This is a genomic window from Ancylothrix sp. D3o (assembly GCF_025370775.1).
Classification (GTDB): domain Bacteria; phylum Cyanobacteriota; class Cyanobacteriia; order Cyanobacteriales; family Oscillatoriaceae; genus Ancylothrix.
Genome location: NZ_JAMXEX010000001.1, coordinates 146,972 through 167,159, shown reverse-complemented (window position 1 = coordinate 167,159; position 20,188 = coordinate 146,972). Strand labels below are relative to the sequence as shown.

Annotated in this window: 13 protein-coding genes and 1 pseudogene; 6 read left to right on the top strand and 8 right to left on the bottom strand. The window is 43.3% G+C overall.

Annotated elements, in window-relative coordinates; translation table 11 throughout:
* Positions 1-21: 21 nt before the first annotated feature.
* From NG798_RS00770 to NG798_RS00750, 6 genes and pseudogenes are all read right to left on the bottom strand, one after another.
* Positions 22-1,092, bottom strand: a complete 1,071-nt coding sequence (locus tag NG798_RS00770; protein ID WP_261219880.1) for an ABC transporter permease — start codon at positions 1,090-1,092, stop codon at positions 22-24.
* Positions 1,093-1,104: 12 nt separating this feature from the next.
* A complete protein-coding gene (locus tag NG798_RS00765; RefSeq protein WP_261219879.1) occupies positions 1,105-2,289 on the bottom strand; it encodes a BMP family ABC transporter substrate-binding protein in 1,185 nt (394 codons plus the stop codon).
* A gap of 356 nt (positions 2,290-2,645) precedes the next feature.
* A complete protein-coding gene (locus NG798_RS28105; RefSeq protein ID WP_375338941.1) occupies positions 2,646-3,782 on the bottom strand; it encodes an adenylate/guanylate cyclase domain-containing protein in 1,137 nt (378 codons plus the stop codon).
* 66 nt (positions 3,783-3,848) lie between these two features.
* A pseudogene (locus NG798_RS28100) lies at positions 3,849-5,120 on the bottom strand (DAHL domain-containing protein); the annotation flags it as partial.
* Positions 5,117-6,166, bottom strand: coding sequence for a cytochrome-c peroxidase (locus NG798_RS00755; RefSeq protein ID WP_261219877.1), 1,050 nt, complete (start codon positions 6,164-6,166; stop codon positions 5,117-5,119). The gene NG798_RS00755 and the pseudogene NG798_RS28100, both read right to left, overlap by 4 nt.
* Before the next feature lie 66 nt (positions 6,167-6,232).
* A complete protein-coding gene (locus tag NG798_RS00750) occupies positions 6,233-9,301 on the bottom strand; it encodes an adenylate/guanylate cyclase domain-containing protein (RefSeq protein ID WP_261219876.1) in 3,069 nt (1,022 codons plus the stop codon).
* A 1,323-nt stretch (positions 9,302-10,624) separates the two neighbouring features.
* On the opposite strand from NG798_RS00750, the gene NG798_RS00745 reads away from it, so the two are divergent.
* The 5 genes from NG798_RS00745 (at position 10,625) to NG798_RS00725 (ending at position 16,397) form a co-directional block, all read left to right on the top strand.
* A complete protein-coding gene (locus NG798_RS00745) occupies positions 10,625-11,143 on the top strand; it encodes a ferredoxin (RefSeq protein WP_261219875.1) in 519 nt (172 codons plus the stop codon).
* A gap of 322 nt (positions 11,144-11,465) precedes the next feature.
* The gene (locus tag NG798_RS00740) at positions 11,466-12,113 is read left to right on the top strand and encodes a response regulator transcription factor (protein WP_261219874.1); all 648 of its coding nucleotides are present in this window, start codon (positions 11,466-11,468) and stop codon (positions 12,111-12,113) included.
* A 637-nt stretch (positions 12,114-12,750) separates the two neighbouring features.
* Positions 12,751-13,272 carry an NYN domain-containing protein gene (locus tag NG798_RS00735; RefSeq protein WP_261219873.1) on the top strand — a complete coding sequence of 174 codons (522 nt, stop codon included), beginning with the start codon at positions 12,751-12,753 and terminating at the stop codon, positions 13,270-13,272.
* A gap of 176 nt (positions 13,273-13,448) precedes the next feature.
* Positions 13,449-15,047 carry a 2-isopropylmalate synthase gene (locus NG798_RS00730; protein ID WP_261219872.1) on the top strand — a complete coding sequence of 533 codons (1,599 nt, stop codon included), beginning with the start codon at positions 13,449-13,451 and terminating at the stop codon, positions 15,045-15,047.
* Positions 15,048-15,347: 300 nt separating this feature from the next.
* Complete coding sequence (locus NG798_RS00725) at positions 15,348-16,397, top strand: DUF2157 domain-containing protein (RefSeq protein WP_261219871.1); 1,050 nt, start codon at positions 15,348-15,350, stop codon at positions 16,395-16,397.
* A gap of 83 nt (positions 16,398-16,480) precedes the next feature.
* Here the strand turns inward: NG798_RS00725 and ilvD are convergent, their stop codons facing one another.
* Positions 16,481-18,169 (bottom strand): dihydroxy-acid dehydratase, encoded by a 1,689-nt coding sequence (gene ilvD / locus NG798_RS00720; RefSeq protein WP_261219870.1) that lies wholly within the window; start codon positions 18,167-18,169, stop codon positions 16,481-16,483.
* A gap of 377 nt (positions 18,170-18,546) precedes the next feature.
* Here ilvD and NG798_RS00715 point away from each other — a divergent pair, with 377 nt between their 5' ends.
* A complete protein-coding gene (locus NG798_RS00715; RefSeq protein ID WP_261219869.1) occupies positions 18,547-19,386 on the top strand; it encodes a pentapeptide repeat-containing protein in 840 nt (279 codons plus the stop codon).
* A 45-nt stretch (positions 19,387-19,431) separates the two neighbouring features.
* Here the strand turns inward: NG798_RS00715 and NG798_RS00710 are convergent, their stop codons facing one another.
* Positions 19,432-20,127: a polysaccharide deacetylase family protein gene (locus tag NG798_RS00710; protein WP_261220522.1), complete on the bottom strand. Its 696-nt coding sequence runs from the start codon at positions 20,125-20,127 to the stop codon at positions 19,432-19,434.
* Between the last annotated feature and the right edge of the window lie 61 nt (positions 20,128-20,188).

The following is a 20,188-nucleotide window of genomic DNA, read 5'->3' as shown; positions in this document are numbered from 1 at the left end:
TGTTTTTTTCTCCTGTTTGTGTTACACCGGCCCGGCTTGTATTTGAGTAGATTTTTGTTTAAATAGTTCTAATCTACCGTAGAGCGATTCGCTAAACAAAACCACTAAAAATACTAATCCTTGAAAAACTAAAACTGTGGCATCGGGTAAATTATGCGCTCTTTGTAATATACCTCCGCTGGCAAGAATACCGCCTAATAAAATGGCTACAACTGTTGCAGCCAGAGGGTTATGCCGGGCAATGAATGCAACTAAAATGCTGCTGTAACCATAGTTGGCGTTGAGGGATTCGCTGGCGCGTCCGTGTACGGCAGCCACTTCTACCATACCAGCAAGACCGGCACAGGAGCCGGCTAAAAAACAAATTGCTATCGTGATTTTTCCCACCGGCAAACCGGCTATTTTGGCGGCGCGAATGTTTCCGCCAACGGTTCTAGCAGCAAAACCAAATGTTGTACGTTGAATTAAAAAGTAGGCGATAGCACAGGCAATTAAGCCATAAATTAAGCCATAATGAACGCGAGTTCCGGGGATTTTTTCCAGCAAGTTGAACTCGGCGATGGGATAGCTGGAGGGTTTATTTAATGAGCTTGGATCTTTCATTGGCCCGCCCACTAAATGATTTAAAAAGGCAATGGCAATGTAGTTTAAAAGCAGGCTGCTGATGGTTTCATTGACTCCGCGATAGTGACGCAAGGCTCCAACGGCTGCGATCCATAATCCCCCAGCGATAATGCCGGCTATTGCCATGCTTATTTGAACTATTAAGGGGGGTAAATTTGCCAAGGCTAAACCGGCACTGACTGCTCCTAAACCGCCGACAATTAAAGCGCCTTCGTTGCCAATTATTACCAGTCCTAAACGTGCCGGTAGGGCGGTGCAAAGGCTGCTTAACATTAAGGGGGCGGCTCGAATTAAGGTGTTTTGAAAGGAATGCCAACTGCCAAAGGCTGCTTTATAAATTGAGCCATAGACTTCAAAGGCATTAGCACCGGCCAAAGTGCAAAAAATGCCAAATAAAATCAGGGAAAATAAAATGGCGCTGAGGGGAAGTAAAACGGCTTCCCAGTGGTTTTTCAAGGTATTTAACATGAGTTTGATGGCTTAACTGCTAACTTTTCCCAAAACTCCAGAAACTAACCAATTCATTTTTTCTAATTCAGGGTCTTGTTGTTGAAATTGTTTATCGTTGGGGATGACAATTTTGCCGGTGTTGTCTTTGATTTCGCCTTTATAAATGACCATTGAGCCGTCTTTAAATTTGGCAATAGCGGTTTCGGCATCTTTTTTTGCTTGTTCGCTGACGGCGGTGCCATAGGGGGAGATTTTCAAGAAGCCATCTTTTAAACCGCCGCGCACAATGTGGGGGATTCCTCCGTTCATTAAGGTTTTGCCTTCTTTGATCATTTCGGCATATTTGGAATAAACGTTTGTCCAGTCCCATTCTGCGCCGGTGAGGAAGCCTTTGGAGGCAAGGCTTGCTTGGTTGGCGTGGTATCCGCTGCTAAAAATTCCCCGTTTTTCGGCTGTTTCTACGATTACTTTGGGGCTGTCTACATGAGAGGTGAGAACGTCGATTTGTTGGTCGGCCATGCTATTAGCGGCTTCGGCTTCTTTGACCGGCAATGCCCAGTCGCCGGTAAAGATTACTTGGGTAATAATTTCTGGTTTGACGCTGCGTGCGCCCAGGGTGAAGCTGTTAATATTTCGCAAAACTTGGGGGATGGGTTTTGCGGCAATAAAACCAAGTTTTCCTGTTTTTGATGCGTGGGCGGCGATGATGCCGGCAATATATTGAGCTTCGTCTATATAGCCGAAATAACTGCCGACGTTTTTGGGATGTATTCCTTCTTGATACAGTCCGCCGCAGTGGATAAATTGTACTTCTGGATAGTCTTTGGCGATTGTTAAAATGTGGGGATCAAAGTAACCAAATGATGTGGGAAAAATTACGGTGGAGCCGTCTTGTTCAATCATGTTTCGCATGGTTTCTTGAACGGCTGTGGTTTCGGGTACGTTGGCTTCTTCGACGGTTTTTACCCAGGGTAATTTGGCGACACCGGCTCGCCCTTCGGCGTGGGCTTGATTGTATCCATAATCATCTTTTGGCCCTACATAAATGAAGCCCATTGTTATTGGTTTTTCTTGGCCGGCTGTGGATGTGGAAGCGGCGTTTGTTTGTGTTGTTGATGTGCAGCCGGTGCCAAATTTTGAGGTAACTCCAAAGGCGGTTGTGGCTAACAGCGCGCGGAGAACGTAGCGGCGCGATAGGTAGTTTTTCTTATTCACAGTTGGCACTCCTGTGTAGGGGGTAAGGGATAATTGAGGAGTTGGAAAAATATTAAAGATACGATTTTTCTTTCCGTCAAATAATATGCTTATCAAAGCATTGGTTGAAGAGAAATTTTGTATAAAAGAATACAGCGGAAAAGTTTTTTTAAAAATAGCTTTGCTAATTAATTTTTACAATTGATGGGGAATAGGCTTTACCCAGAGTGCTTTTTTGGTTGGTTTCTGTTGTGATGATGGGTTCTGATTTTTTAAGGGCAGATGTAAGGCAGGCTCTATAGCTCCCCCACAGACGATATTTATAGAAAGGGAATTGTTATAAAAAAGGGTTTTTTGAATTGTGATTTTTGGGGGTATTAGTTTTGGTTTTGTCTGCCGGTGAGTAAGTATGTGAGCATATCGCCTTTGCCTTTGATGTAGCTCATTCCTCTTTCTTGAAATGTGTATTTATGGCGTAGGAGAAGGTAGGTAGTTTCCGAGACTTGAATGGCGCCGGGGATGCCGTGTGATTCCATGCGGGAGGCTGTATTAACTGTGTCGCCCCAAAGATCATAGGTAAACTTTTTTAAGCCGATGACACCGGCTACAACGGGGCCGGTATTTATGCCAATTCGGATAGTAAAATTGAGGCCGATTCCTTTGCTAAGTTTGGCGAGTTCTATCTGCATATCTAGGGCCATTTCTGCTATGGCTTCGGCATGATCTTTTCGGGGCATTGGTAAGCCGCCAACCACCATGTAGGCGTCTCCTATGGTTTTGATTTTTTCGAGATCGTGCCGGTCGGCTAGTTGATCAAAACTTGAAAATATCTGATTAAGGTTATTGACTAATTCGGTGGGAGAAATGTAAGCAGAAAGTTCGGTGAAGCCTACTATATCTGCAAAAAGTACGGTGACTTCTTCAAAATGATCGGCGATGGAGGTGTAGTTTTGTTTGAGGCGTTCAGCTATCGGGGCGGGTAAGATATTTAAAATTAAACGTTCGACTTTTTCTTGTTCTTGTCGCAGAGCTTCTTGGGCTTGTTTGCGGTCGCCGGCTTCAATTGCTAAGGCGGCTATGTATCCTAAATAACTTGCAAAGTTTTGTTCTTCTAATGCCCATTTTCTGGCTTTTCCAACTTGTTCTAAACACACCACTCCAACAGTGCGACCGGCAACGCGAATGGGTACGTCTAGCATGGAGGTAATACCACAAGGAATGAGATAGGATTCGCAAAATTCTTTAGTGCGGGGATCGGTGCGGGCGTAGTTAGCGGCGATGGCACGATCTGCTTCCATTGCTTGAAAGTATGCCGGAAAGTCGGCGGCAAAAAGTTGGCTTCCGCTGGAGTGTTTGTTTAAGCTTTTTTGATATAAATTGATGCAGTTTAGGCCGTTTCTGTCTTCGTTGTAATGCCAAATACTTGCCCGTTCTACGCTTAATGTTTTGCTGGCCGCTTGGGTGATTTCTTGATAGGCTGCGATGATATCTCCGCTGTAAATCGGCTGTGACATTGCCAGTTCTACAAGGGCTTCTTGTTGAATTCTAAGCCGATTTTCGCTTTCTGTAAGGGCGGCTTCCATGCGCTTGCGTTTGGTGATGTCTTCGACGGTTCCTTCGTAATAAAGCAGTTTTTCGTCTGTGTCTTTTACAGAGCGAGCATTTTCAGAAATCCAGATAATTTTGCCGTCTTTGCGGTAAACTTGTGATTCAAATTGGGTGATTGAGCCGTTATGTTTCATTAGGGTAAGGAATTCTGCTCGCCGGTTGAGATCGACATACAGTTGGGTGGCGATGTTGGTAATTGATTCGATGAGTTGTGCCGGTGTATCATAGCCGTAAATTTTGGCTAAAGTGGGGTTGGCGTTTAGATATTTTCCTTCTGGTGTGGTTTGAAATATTCCGTCGGTTGAGTTTTCAAATATGCTGCGATATTTTTCTTCGGCTTCTTGGGTGGCTTCTAAGGCATTTTGGATATTTTCTTTGGCGAGGCTCACTATTTTGGCTGCATTTCTTAGTTTTAAGATGATGTAGGCGGAAATGCCGCTAATTAACACTATCGAGAACATATACAAAAGCAACCTGTAATAGTTCGATGTTTCTAAGGCTTTTTCATACTCGCTGTTATAGGCTTTATAAAGTTCTTCTCCTTTTTGACTGGTGGGTAAGGAAACGAGGTTTTGTATCAATAAATCAGCACGCGGTTTGTTTTTTAATATAACTTCTACATGAGCGATCATTAAATCTAAGTCTTTGCCTTCTACCCGCAAGGCATATTCGTTATGGTTTTGGGCAAAAATATCTAATTTTTCGCGGATTTGTGGGGCGATATCTTCCCTGGATGTTAAATTATACAAAAGGATGTCTTTTAATAAGTCGTTGATGCGAATTGCCAGCATATCATCGCCATTGTTTGAGGCTTCCTGGGCGAGTTCTGTGGCTAACACCGGCAAATAATACAGAGAATTTCTTAAAAGGGCATTTACTGATTTAAATTGTTCTATTAATTCTTCTTTTTCTTGCTGGAATTTTTGATAATATTCTAGTTTTAAAGCCAAGGTGTTGATGCCTTCTTGATCAATAAATTTAGGAATGTCCTTGAGGTTTTGTTGCAACTTTTCAATTTCTGTGACTCCCCGCACTAGGGAATCATAATGGCTTAAAATACCATACCTCAATTCCAAAACATCTTTGTTGAGGGTGGCATCAATTTGGTTGAGCCGGCGCAAAAATCCATTGTAACGGTCATGTTCGATAAAATCTACGGACAAAAACTTGAATATCAAAAAACAAAACACAAACACTGACAACAGAAAAATGGCGATTTTGACGTAAGTTTTTTGATATTTCATAATGGGTTTCCTTGATACTCACCTTCTAGGGTTCGCAAAAATTTCACGATTAACTCGGTTTCGTTTTTCGAGAGTTTCCGGCCCAATTGATACTCAGCCATAATATCGATGGCTTTGTCTAGGGTTTTGGCTGATCCATCGTGAAAATAAGGCGGAGTGAGGGTGATATTTCGCAAACTGGGAACTTTAAAAACATGACGGTCTTCTTCTTTGCCGGTAATGATAAAACGGCCAAGATCGGCTTCTGTTATGGGGGTTGGTTTGTTAGCTAAAGGATCGCCAATAATGCCAAACTTTTGAAACAAATTACCGCCGACATTCACCCCTTGATGGCAACTGACACACCCATATTCGTTAAAAATTCGATAGCCTTCTTTTTCTTTTTCCGTGATTGCTGCGCTATCTCCTTTTAAAAATTTATCAAATCGAGAGTTTGCTGTAAAGAGCGAACGCTCAAATGTTGCTATAGCATCTTCCACATTTTCTTTAGAAATTTCCTGGGAGTAAATTTGTCTAAATAAATTAACATATTCCGGCTCATTTTTGAGTTTTTGCAACACATCTTTCCAGCTACTTCCCATACTTCTGGGGTTGGAAATCGATGTTTCGATTTGTTGTTCAAGGGTGTTAGCCTTACCCGTCCAATTTTGTTTAAAGTTAAAGCCACTGTTAAAAACAGTTGGCGTATTAAATTGTGTAACAGTGCCATTCATACCCACAGAAAGTTTACGCCAGTCTACACCGCCTTTGCTGAGATTATGGCAAGTCGCACAGGAAATTTGATTATTCCCAGAAAGTTTTGGCTCGTGAAATAATTTATTTCCCAAGGCTACTTTTTCGGAAGCCAGAGGCATAACTTCTGGGATAGGTTGGATGGGGCCATTCACCGTCAGCACTATTTCTTGTGGTATTTCCTTCTCTGTGGAGTCGTTTAGCGTTGTTTTTTGAAAACGCGGCCAAGATAAAACTATAAGAAAAGCGACCACAATCGTAACTAAAAGAAAATATGTTTTAGAAAAGCGTTTTCCAAAAGCTAAATATTTCATAAAACCTCTTGTGAACCGTGAACAGCCATTCGCAATCAACAATGGCAGAAAGCCTTTACTTCCATATTAACGCCTCCCAATGAGTAGGTAAGTCACCATTTTTCCCTTTCCTTTCACATAAATGGCTTCTCGTTCCTTGAATAAATATTTATGAGACAATTTCTCATAAGTTACCCTACTCACTTGAATTGTGCCAGGTATTCCATGAGACTCCATCCGAGAGGCAATATTTACCGTATCTCCCCACAAATCATAAATAAACTTTTTAATCCCAATAACTCCAGCAATCACCGGCCCCGTATGAATACCACTTCGCATGGTTATATTGTGTCCAGTTGCCTCATTAAAAGCGATCAATTCTTGCTGCATATCCAACGCCATATCCGCAATTGCTTCTGCATGATCGCTGCGGTGTGTGGGAATACCTCCTACTACCATATAAGCATCGCCTATCGTTTTAATTTTTTCTAAGTTGTGCTGTTCTGCGAGCCGGTCAAAGGCGGAAAATATCTTATTAAGTAAATTAACCAAATCTTTAGGAGACATTTCTTCTGCAAGTTGAGTAAAACCCACCAAATCAGCAAATAAAACTGTCACTTCCGAAAAACTTTCAGCAATCGTATCAGGCTCAAGTTTCAAACGTTCGGCAATTGGCGCCGGCAAAATATTTAACAGCAAACGTTCGGCTTGTTCTTGCTGATATCGCAGAGCTTCTTGCATAACTTTGCGGGTAGAAATATCTTCCACCGTTCCTTCATAGTAAAGAATTTGCCCTTGATTATCCCGCACAACGCGAGCATTTTCACTAATCCAAATCACGCTGCCATCTTGCCGATAAACTTGCGATTCAAACTGCCAAACTGCCCCAGCAGATTCCATCGCCTCCACAAACTCAGCGCGTCGGTTTGGCTCCACATAAAGCTGCCGGTTAATATCTGTCACATTTTCCATAAGTTCCTGGGGGGAAGAATAACCATAAAGGCGAGCCAGCGCCAAATTAGCACTGAGATATTTTCCCTCTGTTGTGCTTTGAAAAATTCCCTCCACTGCATTTTCAAAAATCATCCGATATTTTTCTTCAGTTTGCCGCAAAGCTTCTTGTGTTTTTTGTCGTTCCCGCGCTTCTAAACTTAACGCCACTAAATCAGCAATTGAGCAGGCAAAATTTTGTTCGTCCTGCGTCCAATTGCGAGAATTACCGCTGTGTTCATGGCACACCACTCCGACAATTTCACCCGCAATACGAATCGGAGCATCTAATAAAGCTCGTACCTGCAAAGGTCTCATATAAGATGAGCGAAACTCTGAAGTTCTCGGATCAACATAAACATCTTTCACCACCAAAATTCGCTCTTGTTCCAAGGCTTTAAAATAAAAAGGATGATCTACTGCTGCGAGTTTATTTCCGCAGGAGTGCCGTTTGGTTTTTGGCTCATACAAATCTAAACAATAAAGTACAGAACGCTCTTCGTTATAGAGCCACACACTAGCGCGATCAATTTCTAACACTTTGGCTGCCGCTTCTGTCAAATTTCGGCAATATCCTTGCACATCTCCTTCGCTTAAGCTGCGACTCTTGGCAAGGCTTACCAGCACTTCATTTTGCCGGCGCAAGCGCTTTTCGCTCTCCTGTAAAGCCGCTTCAGCTTTTTTGCGTTCCGTGATGTCTCGCACCACAGCACAAACCGCTTTTCTTCCCTCATACCAAATAATATTGGCACTAACTTCGCAAATTATTAATGATCCATCTTTGCGTCTATATTGGCGTTCTCCTATTTGGATAATCTGAGGATCTAAAATTGCTGTGATCTGAGCAATACTGTTTTTGCCTTCTCCAAGAATCTCATATATACTAATCCCTAACAAGCTATTGCTGCTATACCCCAGTAACTTCTCAAGGGTTTTATTCGCTTCTATAATGCGTTTTGTATCTACATCAAATAAAAAGATTCCTTCAGAAGATTGCTCAACAACAGCACGATATCGCTCTTGGGTTTCTCTCCGTTCCTTTTGAGAAGTTTCTAAAGCCGCGAGCATTTCATTAATAGTATTCGCAAGACTAGATAGCTCATCATTGCCTTTTATCGGCAACCGCATAGATAAATCCTTACGTTTGCCTATGCGCGTAACATTTGCACTTACATCTGCTAGTTTGGACAGCACCAAACGCTCTAATAAAATTACTGTACAGCCACCAAACCCAAATCCAACTAAGAGCAGAGAAGTCACTAAATACCGCTGACTAATTTCGCCTTGTTTATAAATCTCCCTTGGTAAATCTACTCGCAAAATTAACGCAGGTTCTCCGTAAATATCCCTGATTAAGGTGTAACCGGCAATAATTTGGGTATTCACCGGCCTCACTACAATTGGGCTAGAATTTCCATCTTTACCAGCCAGCAAAACATCATTCCTATCAACCTTATTTTGCTCTTTATCAAAACCGGCTTGCTCCTCCACTAATTTTCCTCTAATGCTGGCAATCTCTGGGCTAATTTGCGGATCATTTAAACTATAAATCTCCAGAGATAAACGAGTAATTCTGCGTAGTCTTTCCAATTGAGTTTGATTCAAATAACGGCCAAAAATCACTGTACCTTCAATAGGGCCGGCTCCTTTACTCGTAACAATAGGTTGAGAAGTAATCAACATAGGGCCACCGGACAGCATCAAAATTCCATCACGGCGACTCGATGGCTGATCATGTTGTAAAAGCAAATTATTCAAAGAAAGATAAGGCTTAATATCATCCGGAACCGGTTTCAGTTCTTTGGTACTCAGGTCTACGCTAGTGCCAAACACTAAGTTACCAGACAAATTTAAAAACAACACTAAATTTACCCGCAAGCTGGCTAGTTGTTCTTCTACTAAATTTGATTCAATATACTCTTTATTTGGTTTTTTGATAAAGTTATAAGTATCATCCCAAGCTGACCAATCATCAAAACGATTGCTAAAATCTTCAGTAGTTTGATCTAAAATATTTAAAACTCCTTTCACTGTTTGACGAGTGTTTTCTACCTCCGCCTGTCTCAGGCTTCTTATTAAAATCAAAGAGGATGTAGCAAACAAAACACCCACCAAACTCACCAGGGTCAAACTAACAATTAATATAGTTTTTGTTCGCAGCTTCATAAGATTATTATTTCCTCACAAAAAAATCAAATTAACAATAACACCCCTATTATTTTATAAATTTGATGACAAAAAATTTAAAAAGAATTTTTCCAGGAAAACTTAAACTTTAAAATCATCGGCGAGTTTAGGTAAAGAATCTTAGGCTTTCTCTCCTACCGCCGAAACCAATGTTTTCGCAACTTTTGATGCAGCCTCATAACGCCCATATCTTCATTCTTGACATCAAATAAACGACAAATAAATTGGCATTTTTTAGTTTTTTAAACCAACCAATAGAAAATCGGAAAGACAGATGACGGGTAGCTATATTTTTACGGCCATCTACCATTTAAAATTGCAACTTTAAAGTCTTGTAATTCTCCCTTGCGTTCCTCAGCTTGTGACTTAATACTTATCCTAACCTAAGTCGTTCACCGGCAAAACTTTCCGTACCGGACAAACGGACTCAAATTTTTACCAAAAACACAACAGGCGACAAAAGGCAGCAAAGCACTTTTTTGGCCTTGCATTGCCGGATGATGTAAGTAGATCAGCCTAATTCAACCTTAAAAGCCTATCCCTTTTGTTTTTCTATGTTTAAAAAAGCTTAGTTCAATGTAAAGTATTCAACATCCAAAAAATACTCAAGCCATATCAAAAAAACGGCCCTATAGCGTTTCTCAATTAGATTAATTTCCATAATAGTAGTGAATAAAGCAACGCATTATTTTGGCTTTCACAAATCTCATTAAACCCATCATTACCAACAAATTAATCAATAAATAACTAGGAAATGACCTAGATAAAAAGCCTCTCTTTTCTTAGCAATTACAACATCAAAAACTTTCTTAGGAACCGCCTAAAGCGAGAAAAGTCGGCATTCTCTCTGAGGTTTAAGAGCTATAAAATACCCTAAAAAAATATTTGAAAATTTCGAGATGTGCAAAATTTTTTAGATTTCTGGTAATACTGCAAACCAACCAAAAACCCCAACATCAAGTTATTAAGAGAATCATTACAGCGCACCGGCAAGGCGGCACAGATTCAGAAGTTAAACAAAACCGCTTTCGGCAAAGTTAAAAGGAAACATTCGCGGCCCACTCAATCAAATTACTCAAAACCGGTGCTGTGCCAAAGCCGTCAAACTTTTATTTAGGGAGTTGATCAGGGAGTGGCGACGGGCTAATTAGTTGGTGGTGATTGATTCTTCCAACAGTGCCGGTGATCGCAGCCGGCTTTTTTTTCCACCGGTGCCGGTTTGATTCTCCCAAAGATGCCGGTGACGCCAGCAAAAATAGAATAATAGAGAGAAGATAAAAAACAATCGACAATCCTTGCACCATGAATGAACAGGCATCCCAACCCCAACAAAACGAAATCACCTGCACCGGCCCATCCTTCGAGGCGTGCGTCCAAAGTCTAGGACTCGCCCAAATTCAGAGACATATATTTATATGCGCCGATCAAACCCTCCCCAAATGCTGTGACAAACAAGCCAGCATACAATCCTGGGAATACCTCAAAAAACGCCTCAAACAACTCAAACTCGACGCCCCAACCCCAACCCAACCAAGCTGTATATTTCGCACCAAAGCCAACTGCCTGCGGGTCTGCGGTTCGGGGCCAATCATGGTAATCTATCCAGATGGAGTGTGGTATCACAGCGCCACCCCCGAAGTCATCGAGCGAATCATCACAGAACACCTAATCGGCAACCAAATTGTCCAAGAATACGCATTTTTAACCCATCCTTTACCCGATGCCTCATCTCAATTAAAAGGAGAAAAAGCAGCGCCACATCAAAACAACCAAGAAAGCTGTAAAACCCAAGGTGCAACCCCTTGTAATCAAGTTGCATGAATTAAAAAATAAACAAATTTACTCACTGGTATTGAAACCAATCAACAATCTAAAAGCCACCGCTCCAAATCCCTAAGCAAACAGCAAACCCAAGACCTTGTAGCGCCCCACAATCCCACCACAGCAAAGGAGACTCTAGCCAAACAAGAGCAGACAAGACTACAATACCAGAATAGTTAAAATAAATTCAAGCGCAAAGACTGTTTTCTCAACTTTATCTGCGGGCCTCTGCTAAGAACTTGACGCAAGGCAAAAAAAGATATCTAGTATCAGAAAACAGCTTTCAAAATCCCTCAAATATATAGATGGCAAATAGCACCCCATGAAAGAAACAAGCCCAAGAGAACAAAAACGACTTCTGCTAATTGACGATGACCCAAACCTTATCTTACTCGTCAAAGATTACTTAGAATTTCGCGGTTATGAAGTCATCACAGCAGAAAATGGTCGAGAAGCGCTAGAAATTCTCGAACAAGAACAGCCAGACATGATCATCTGTGACGTAATGATGCCAGAAATGGATGGCTATTCATTTGTCAGATGCGTAAGAGAAGACCCCCGCACAAGCTGGATACCAGTTTTATTTCTCTCAGCAAAAGGTCAAAGCCAAGACAGAGTAAAAGGCTTAAACACCGGCGCCGATGTGTATATGGTCAAACCCTTTGAACCAGAAGAATTAGTCGCACAAGTAGAGTCATCTCTCAAACAAGCCAATCGACTGATCCAACATCAAAATAAAAGCAGCGACGGCCCAAACAAAATACAAGTACCCGCAGAGGTAGATTTAACACCAACCGAATTAAAAGTCGTACAATTACTCGCTCAAGGCAAAGCCAACCGTCAAATTGCAGAAATAATGAACGTCAGCCAACGAACCATCGAAAGCCACGTCTCAAATATGCTAGGCAAAACCAGCCTCAATAACCGCACGGAGTTAGCGCGGTGGGCAATCGAAAGCAACCGGGCCTAAAAAAGCCGCCAAGGCAGGGGCCGGACGTGGCCAGTCCAAGCCTTCGCCCACAAAACCCCGGAACCCCACACACCAGGGACAGCATCAAAAATGCCTGAGATTACTAGCCATTCCTCGCCCAGAAGCATCTGTGGTATGTTGATTCAAGTGTGTAACTACAAAAATAAACAACTCGCATAATACAGATCATCAAATAGAGGTAAAGTTTAAAGATGGGGGTTGACTTGATGGGTGTCACTCCAAGATGCCTACGTTGCCTCTTGGCTGTCCTAACTGCCGTCAACCCCAAAACTGATACATTTGTTACATTCAGTTAAAATCGGAAAAAATATGAAAATTACGCTTTGCAGCCTAAAAAAACAGATCCAAACCTTATCTAACTCGGAAAGCCTTTGAGTGCATAGCTTGACCACCGTCTGCTGCACAAAAGCATCATAATCGCTCAAAATCCCTTTGTCTGCGGCTAAATAACCCAGACTTAACCAAACTGCCTTAACAGCGATTCAGGGCTTGTGCTCTTGCTCAATAACAAGCGGTTTCCTAAAAAAATATTAGTACATATAGTTTTTAACAGGAAATTGCGAAAAAAAAATATTCGGCTTAAAATCTCTACTACAAATATTAGAAGTAAATTTCTATGGGTAATTCAATGAACCGTCTCTCAATTTTTGTAGACGGAAACAATATGTTCTACGCACAGCAAAAAAACGGCTGGTTTTTCGACCCCAGAAGAGTATTAGAACACTTCACCCACAAAGACAAAGAGGTAATGTTAATCAACGCCTTCTGGTACACCGGCCTCAAAGACCCCCAAGACCAGCGAGGCTTTCGAGACGCCCTCATCAGCCTGGGCTACACCGTCCGCACAAAAATCCTCAAAGAATATTATGATGACTCCTCTGGACGTTACTCGCAAAAAGCCAACCTCGATATAGAAATTGTCGTAGATATGTTTAACACCGTAGATCAATATGACCGAGTAGTATTATTCAGCGGCGACGGAGACTTTGAAAGAGCAATCGAGCTACTGCGTTCCAAAAACACCCACATCACCGTAGTCTCCACAGAAGGAATGATAGCCAGAGAACTGCGAAACGCCACAGACCGCTACATCGACCTCAACGAAATTCGAGAAAGTATCGAAAAATTAGACTATTAAAGGAGTTATTAATCATTACTCATTAGTCATTAGCCATTAGCCCGTAGGGGTGGGTTAACCGATATCCTTAATAAAAAAAAAGATAAGATATTTGTAGACCGGCCCGTACATTAGTCATTAGTCCAGAGTCAATTGACAAATACCAATTTTACTTACCCAAAACCCCAAATCAAACAATGAGTCACCACCAAGACCGGATCATCTTTTTTGACACAACCCTCCGCGACGGCGAACAGTCCCCAGGCGCCACCTTAAACGTCGAAGAAAAACTCACCATCGCCCGCCAACTCGCTAAACTCGGAGTCGATGTCATCGAAGCCGGCTTTCCCTACGCCAGCCCCGGCGACTTTGAAGCAGTCCATAAAATTGCCGCCACCGTCGGCACCGAAACCGGCCCCATTATCTGCGGTTTAGCCCGCGCCACCTTTCAAGACATCGAAGCCTGCGCCAAAGCCGTTAAAGCCGCCGCCAAACCCCGCATCCACACCTTTATTGCAACCTCCGATATTCACCTCGAATACAAACTCAGAAAAAACAGAAACGAAGTCATCGCCATCGCCGAAGAAATGGTTAGTTATGCCAAAACTTTTGTCGATGATGTCGAATTTTCCCCCGAAGATGCCGGTCGCAGTGAACCAAAATTTTTGTACGAAGTATTAGAAAAAGCCATCGCCGCCGGTGCCAAAACTATTAATATCCCCGACACCGTTGGCTACCTCACACCCTCAGAATTTGGTGACTTAATTCGCGGCATCAAAGAAAACGTCCGCAATATTGATTCTGCAATTATTTCAGTACATGGTCACAACGATTTAGGCTTAGCAGTTGCCAACTTCCTCGAAGCCGTTAAAAACGGAGCCCGCCAGCTTGAATGCACCATCAACGGCATTGGCGAACGAGCCGGCAACGCCGCCTTAGAAGAATTAGTGATGGCATTGCACGTCCGCCGGCAATACTTTAATCCCTTCTTTGGCCGGCCCGCAGACAGCGAAGAACCCCTCACCAATATTGACACCAAACAAATTTATAAAACCTCGCGTTTGGTTTCCAACTTAACAGGAATGTTGGTACAACCTAATAAAGCAATTGTCGGCGCAAACGCCTTCGCACACGAATCTGGCATCCACCAAGACGGCGTATTAAAACATAAATTAACCTATGAAATTATGGATGCCCAATTAATCGGATTAACCGATAATCAAATTGTTTTGGGCAAACATTCAGGCCGGCACGCCTTCCAAACTCGCCTCAAAGAATTGGGTTATGAATTGTTAGACACCGAACTTAATAACGCATTCTTGAAATTTAAAACTTTTGCCGACAAGAAAAAAGAAATCACTGATTGGGATCTTGAGTCCATCGTCAACGATGAAATTCAACAACCCCCCGAAATGTTCCGCCTCGAACTCGTGCAAGTGTCTTGCGGCGACCGCGCACGCCCGACCGCTACCGTCACCTTGAGAACACCCGCCGGAGAAGAATTAACCGATGCAGCCATAGGTACCGGGCCGGTGGATGCCGTTTACCGAGCAATCAACCGCGTCGTTAACGTACCCAACGAACTCATCGAGTTTTCTGTACAGTCCGTCACAGCCGGTATTGATGCCTTGGGAGAAGTGACAATACGTTTGCGTCACAATGGACAAGTTTATTCTGGTCGTGCCGCCAATACAGATATCATCGTTGCTTCGGCTCATGCTTATGTCAATGCTCTTAACCGGCTTTATGTGGCTTTGAATGCGCCTAAAACAACACCTGCGGCGACAGCTTCTTAACTGTTTAGATTTTAATGCTTTATGTTTTTTGGGGTGCCGGTTCGCACCCCTTTTTTTTGTTAGATAGTTGGCGGTTTTTCCAAAGCTAAGAAAGTTTTTTTATCAACCCTCCCAGTGCAGAATAAATAGGAATATTTTTGAAAAAATTAGCTTAAAAAAAAGCCCCAAATCTTGCTAAAATTAGTGAACTTTCCAAGAAATAGGCCAAAAGTCAGGAGCCTTTTTTAACCAAACCATAATTTAAACGCTAAAATTTAAAATCTAAAATACTGGTTAGCGATCTTCTATCAATGATTCTGCATGAAAATTTCTAAAGAAGATTTTCACGCTTGCGCCTCTGAGGGGTTACTAACACCCGAACAGGCTGAAACGCTTTGGCAAGCGCTTCATAACCGCGTGCAAAATCGCCCAAAATACGACTTAGCCGCTATTGCCTATGCTCTTGGTATAGCAATCGTCATTGCAAGCATGAGTTGGTTAATGAGCGCCGTTTGGTATCCTTTTGGCGGCACCGGCATTTCCATAACAGCAATATTTTATGCAGCTTGTTTTGTTGTGGCTGGTAGTTGGTTGTGGCACAAACAAAACCGGCGAGTTTTGGGAGGGTTATTAGTGATGCTGGCAGTTTGCTTAACACCAGTTGCCGTTTATGGGTTGCAAATGTGGGCCGGTGTATGGCCGCAAAACGAAGCCGGCAACTATCAGGAATATTATTTATGGGTAAAAAAAAGTTGGTTTGTCATCGAATTAACAACCATTTTAACAGCCTTTTGCAGCTTAAAAATTATTCCCTTACCCTTACTCACCGTCCCCATAATTTTGTGCTTATGGTTAATGGCGATTGATTTTACGCCCTTGCTTTTAGGTCAAATAGAGCTAACTTGGGAACAACAACTTTTAGTTTGTCTGTGGTTTGGATTAACTTGTTTAGTCGTCGCTTATGGAATAGATTTACGCGAGAAAAAAAACGCTCCTGATTATGCTTTTTGGTTGTATTTTTTCGGTTTACTCTCCTTTTGGAGTGGCATTACCTTAATGGGAGGAGAAGATCAACTTCAGCGGTTTCTTTACTTCTTAATCAACCTAGGGTTAATAGTTCTCTCAGCCTTGTTAAAACGGAAAGTTTTTCTATTATTTGGAGGAGTGGGAGTATTGGGATATCTTTATCAGGTTGCCTACAGCTTCTTTAAAAATACCATTTTCTTACCCGTAGCTTTAAGTCTTTTAGGCTTCATCATCCTTGGCTTAGGAATTTTTATTTCCCAAAACCGGCACCGGCAACGCCAAAATAGAATGCTCCGGTGGTTGTCTCAAAGAAACAGAGAAATCAGAGAAAAAGATGCCGGTTAAATTCTTTAGGACAACACAGTTATGTAGTTGCGCTTTAGCGCTAAAGCGCAACTACAGAGGAATTAAAAATCCCCCCAACCGGCCTAAATAAACAAATCTAAATCAGTCACAGCCCCCAAACTGCTAGAAGAAACCAACTTAGCATACTTACCCAAAATCCCCTTCGTATAACGAGGAGGACGAGGTTGCCACTTCTCACGGCGAGCAGCCAACTCCTGATCAGAAATATGCAGATGGAGCGAACGCGCAGACGCATCAATAGTAATCGTATCGCCTTCTTGCACCAAAGCAATCGTACCGCCAACCGCAGCCTCCGGCGCCACATGACCTACCACCAAGCCATAGGTCCCACCAGAGAACCGGCCATCCGTAATCAAACCAACCTTATCACCCAAACCGGCCCCAATAATAGCCGAAGTAGGAGCAAGCATTTCCCGCATACCGGGGCCACCCTTCGGCCCTTCATAGCGCACAACAACCACATCACCGGCCTTAATAGTGCCATCAAGAATTGCCAGCAAACACTCTTCCTCAGAGTCAAACACTCTAGCCGGGCCGGTGATAGAAGCAACCTTAACGCCAGTGATTTTTGCCACCGCGCCTTCTGTAGCCAAATTACCGCGTAAAATCGCCAAATGACCTTGAGCATACATAGGATTATCCCAAGGACGAATCACATCTTGATTTGGCGAAGGTTCAGAAGGAACATCTGCCAAAACTTGCTCAATAGTTTGGCCGGTAATTGTCAACGCATCGCCGTGAAGCAACCCATGCGCCAACAACATCTTCATCACTTGAGGAATACCACCGGCCTTGTGTAGATCAGTCGCCACATACCGGCCACTAGGCTTAAGGTCACATAAAACCGGCACCTTAGCGCGGATAACTTCAAAATCATCAAGAGTCAGAGGCACCCCAATAGCGCGAGAAATCGCCAATAAATGCAAAACCGCATTCGTACTACCACCCACCGCCATAATCACAGCGATAGCATTTTCAAAAGCCTTGCGCGTCAAAATATCGCGGGGGAGGATTTGATTTTTAACAGCCTCCACCAAAACGTAGGCAGACTTTTCGGCACTTTCCGCCTTTTCTTCATCTTCAGCCGCCATTGTCGAAGAGTACATCAAACTCATGCCCATAGCTTCAAAAGCGCTTGACATGGTATTAGCCGTGTACATTCCACCACAAGAGCCGGCCCCCGGACAAGCTTTGCGCTCAACTTCTGTTAATTCAGACTCATCAATTTTGCCAGCGCTGTATTCGCCAACAGCTTCAAAAGAGCTAACAACCGTTAAATCGCGTCCGTTGTGGTGTCCAGGTTTAATCGTACCGCCATAGACAAAAATTGAGGGAATATTGAGGCGTGCCATAGCAATCATTGCCCCTGGCATATTTTTATCACAGCCACCAATGGCAAGAACGGCATCCATACTTTGACCATTGCAAACAGTTTCGATGCTGTCGGCAATAACTTCGCGGGAGACGAGGGAATATTTCATGCCTTCGGTACCCATTGAGATCCCGTCGCTGATCGTGATGGTACCAAACAGTTGCGGCATAGCACCGGCTGATCTTGCGGCTGATTCTGCTCGTAAGGCGAGGGTATTGATTCCCATGTTACAGGGAGTGATGGTACTGTAACCATTGGCGATCCCGATAATGGGTTTGGTGAAATCGTTATCTCCAAAACCAACAGCCCGTAGCATGGCCCGGTTGGGACTGCGCTGGACTCCTTGGGTTATAGCTTGGCTTCTCAGATTGTCTGGCATCGGTGCTTCCTTTGTCTCTAAGCGATGGGGCAGATCAGGGGTTGAATTTCGGTTAAAGGTTAGCCTCGTGAATTGGTCGAATGACTGTTGCGCGGGAATTGCTAACTCGTTGACCGCTGACTGCTATTTCTGATTGTCTCAGAAGGTTGGATCGTTTGCGCTGATTTTTGTGTTATCTCGGTGATTGTAATGGTTTGTTTAGAGAAAATTATGAGGAAGTGGGGGACAGCTTACAAACTAGATAAACTACTGTCTTCGTTTGTCTGTTGAGCGGTATTTTTCTGGCTGCTGCGAGAAAACCTGTTTTCTGTTTTCTTGTTAACACACAAACTATCTAACACTTAAAGTTATAACTTTATAAAAGGTGCGTAAAATCTATGGATGTCAGCGAAATTATACAAAAATATGCCGACGGAGAACGAGATTTTCGCAGTCTACGATTGATTGGTGCGAATCTTGAAGGTGTAGATTTGAGCGGGGCAAATTTGCGCGATGCTAACCTGAGTGGGGCGAATTTGCGAAATGCAAAATTGGTGCGATCAAATTTGCGAGAAGCGAATCTTCATACGGCGGATCTCAGTGGTGCGATGTTGAGCGAAATGAATTTGATCGGGGCAGATTTGAGTGTGGCTACTGTGGAAAAAGCGGATCTGCGAGAAACAAATTTGAGCCGGGCCAATTTGAGTGAGGCGAATTTGCAAGGCTGCGATTTGACGAGTGCGATTGTTTCTGAGGCAAAGTTGAGCAAGATTAATTTACGTTCGGCAAATTTAACAGATGCGAATTTGAGCCGCTCAATTATTACGGAAGCTGATTTGAGTCGCGCTATTCTGGAGGGGGCAAATATGACTATTACCATCCTTTCTTACTCGAATTTGGAGGGGGCAAATTTAACAAATGCTATTCTCAATGGCGCGACTTTGAGCGGGGCTAATTTGAATCGGGCTAATTTAAGTCGGGCTAAGTTGAGTGGTTCTAATTTGGCGGGCGCGAATTTGACTAAGGCTCAGTTACGGGGTACTAATGTGAGTTGGTCTACTTTGCGGGAGGTGAATCTGACGGGGGCTACTTTGTATCGCGCTAAGTTGAGTTGGTCGAATTTGACCGGGGCGATTTTGCGGGATGCTATTTTGATTGATACAAATTTGGTGCGGGTGAATTTGCGGGATGCTGATCTGACGGGGGCTATTATGCCGGATGGGAAGACCCATGAGTAGTTTTTAACCGCAGATGTATAGCAGGCAAGATGCCTGCCCCACAGATTAACGCGGATGGGTTTGTTGGCATGACCATAGTTGATCGATGTTGACGAATTTATAGCCTTGATCCAGTAGGCGGGGAATGAGAAGGGCTGCGGTTTCGGTGACGTCTTCTCCGCCGCAGTATCCGTCATGCAAAACGATTAATGAGCCTGGTTTGACTTGCTGTATGACTCGTTCTAGGACTATGGATACTCCGGGTCTTACCCAGTCTTCGGGTACTACGCTCCACATGACCGGCCGGTAGTTCCATTGTTGCAGGTGTTGCAGGGTTTGGGGGGTGAATATTCCGTTGGGGGGGCGGACGTCTCTGATGTTTTTTCTCACATAATTTAGGTCGAGGTCGCAGGCTTTGGCGATGGCGGTTTGGGTTTGTTCTAGGCTTTGTTTGAGTTGGTTGGGGCTAAGGCTGGGAAAGGCTTGGTGTGTCCATCCGTGTAAGCCTAGCCAGTGTCCGCGTTCGTACACTTGTTTGGCTATGCTGGGTGAGCGTTGTATGCAGGTTCCTAGCCAGAAGAAGCTGGCGGTTATGTTGTGTTTGTCTAAGACTTCTAGGAGTTTTGGGGTGTGTTGCGGGTGTGGGCCATCGTCGAAGGTGAGGGCGATGTGGGGGCTGTGCTCGGTGCCACTCCACAGGCAGGTGGGAAAGGTTGGTTTTAAGATTTGATGGATAATTGGGTAAAGGGGGGCGAGTTTGATCATGGCGTGTCGTCCTGATGGTTGCCAATTTTTTGCCAGAAGTTATTCTAATGCTTTAGTT

Excerpts from the sequence above, each read along its gene's own strand:
- NG798_RS28105 (WP_375338941.1), bottom strand. The coding sequence starts at position 3,782 with ATGTCACAGCCGATTTACAGCGGAGATATCATCGCAGCCTATCAAGAA.
- NG798_RS00725 (WP_261219871.1), top strand. The coding sequence starts at position 15,348 with ATGAAAATTTCTAAAGAAGATTTTCACGCTTGCGCCTCTGAGGGGTTA.
- NG798_RS00740 (WP_261219874.1), top strand. The coding sequence starts at position 11,466 with ATGAAAGAAACAAGCCCAAGAGAACAAAAACGACTTCTGCTAATTGAC.
- NG798_RS00715 (WP_261219869.1), top strand. The coding sequence starts at position 18,547 with ATGGATGTCAGCGAAATTATACAAAAATATGCCGACGGAGAACGAGAT.
- NG798_RS00755 (WP_261219877.1), bottom strand. The coding sequence starts at position 6,166 with ATGAAATATTTAGCTTTTGGAAAACGCTTTTCTAAAACATATTTTCTT.
- NG798_RS00745 (WP_261219875.1), top strand. The coding sequence starts at position 10,625 with ATGAATGAACAGGCATCCCAACCCCAACAAAACGAAATCACCTGCACC.
- NG798_RS00735 (WP_261219873.1), top strand. The coding sequence starts at position 12,751 with ATGGGTAATTCAATGAACCGTCTCTCAATTTTTGTAGACGGAAACAAT.
- ilvD (WP_261219870.1), bottom strand. The coding sequence starts at position 18,169 with ATGCCAGACAATCTGAGAAGCCAAGCTATAACCCAAGGAGTCCAGCGC.
- NG798_RS00750 (WP_261219876.1), bottom strand. The coding sequence starts at position 9,301 with ATGAAGCTGCGAACAAAAACTATATTAATTGTTAGTTTGACCCTGGTG.
- NG798_RS00770 (WP_261219880.1), bottom strand. The coding sequence starts at position 1,092 with ATGTTAAATACCTTGAAAAACCACTGGGAAGCCGTTTTACTTCCCCTC.
- NG798_RS00730 (WP_261219872.1), top strand. The coding sequence starts at position 13,449 with ATGAGTCACCACCAAGACCGGATCATCTTTTTTGACACAACCCTCCGC.